Raw genomic sequence first — 1,424 nt, 5'->3', positions numbered from 1 at the left:
CGGTACAGGAATATTAACCTGTTTCCCATCGACTACGCTTTTCAGCCTCGCCTTAGGGGCCGACTCACCCTGCGCCGATGAACGTTGCGCAGGAAACCTTGGGTTTTCGGTGACAGGGAATTTCACCCTGTTTATCGCTACTCATGTCAGCATTCGCACTTCCGATATCTCCAGCATCCTTCACAAGACACCTTCACAGACCTACGGAACGCTCCTCTACCATATGTCCTAAGACATATCCCTAGCTTCGGTTCATAGTTTGAGCCCCGTTACATCTTCCGCGCAGGACGACTCGACCAGTGAGCTATTACGCTTTCTTTAAATGATGGCTGCTTCTAAGCCAACATCCTGGCTGTCTATGCCTTCCCACTTCGTTTTCCACTTAACTATGCATTTGGGACCTTAGCTGAGGGTCTGGGTTGTTTCCCTTTCGACACCGGACGTTAGCACCCGATGTCTGTCTCCCATGCTCGCACTTGACGGTATTCAGAGTTTGCCATGGTTTGGTAAGTCGCGATGACCCCCTAGCCATAACAGTGCTTTACCCCCGTCAGTGATACATGAGGCACTACCTAAATAGTTTTCGAGGAGAACCAGCTATTTCCAAGTTTGTTTAGCCTTTCACCCCTATCCACAGCTCATCCCCTAGTTTTGCAACACTAGTGGGTTCGGTCCTCCAGTGCGTGTTACCGCACCTTCAACCTGGCCATGGATAGATCACTTGGTTTCGGGTCTACACCCAGCAACTAGACGCCCTATTCGGACTCGCTTTCGCTACGCCTCCCCTACTCGGTTAAGCTCGCTACTGAATGTAAGTCGCTGACCCATTATACAAAAGGTACGCAGTCACCCCACAAGGAGGCTCCCACTGTTTGTATGCATCCGGTTTCAGGTTCTATTTCACTCCGCTCCCGCGGTTCTTTTCGCCTTTCCCTCACGGTACTGGTTCACTATCGGTCGATGATGAGTATTTAGCCTTGGAGGATGGTCCCCCCATCTTCAGACAGGATTTCTCGTGTCCCGCCCTACTTGTCGTACGCTTAGTACCACCGATCTCTTTTCGCATACGGGGCTATCACCCACTATGGCCGGACTTTCCATTCCGTTCTACTAAGAGTTCGACTATCACGTACAGGCTACTCCGCGTTCGCTCGCCACTACTTACGGAATCTCGGTTGATTTCTGTTCCTTCAGCTACTTAGATGTTTCAGTTCGCTGAGTTCGCCTCCACAGACCTATGTATTCAGTCTGGGATACCCCTAAGGGTGGGTTTCCCCATTCGGACATCTCCGGATCAAAGCTTAATTGCCAGCTCCCCGAAGCTTTTCGCAGGCTTACACGTCCTTCGTCGCCTATCATCGCCAAGGCATCCACCAGATGCACTTATTCGCTTGACCCTATAACCTAAGACGGCACAATTAATT

At 50.8% G+C, this 1,424-nt stretch carries 1 rRNA gene; it reads right to left on the bottom strand.

What is annotated here, in order from left to right:
* A 23S ribosomal RNA gene (locus tag BT173_RS18950) occupies positions 1–1,397 on the bottom strand; the annotation flags it as partial.
* Positions 1,398–1,424: the final 27 nt, after the last annotated feature.

The sequence above is a fragment of the Chitinimonas taiwanensis DSM 18899 genome, assembly GCF_900119825.1.
GTDB classification, from domain to species: domain Bacteria; phylum Pseudomonadota; class Gammaproteobacteria; order Burkholderiales; family Chitinimonadaceae; genus Chitinimonas; species Chitinimonas taiwanensis.
This window is presented reverse-complemented; position numbering and strand designations above follow the sequence as displayed.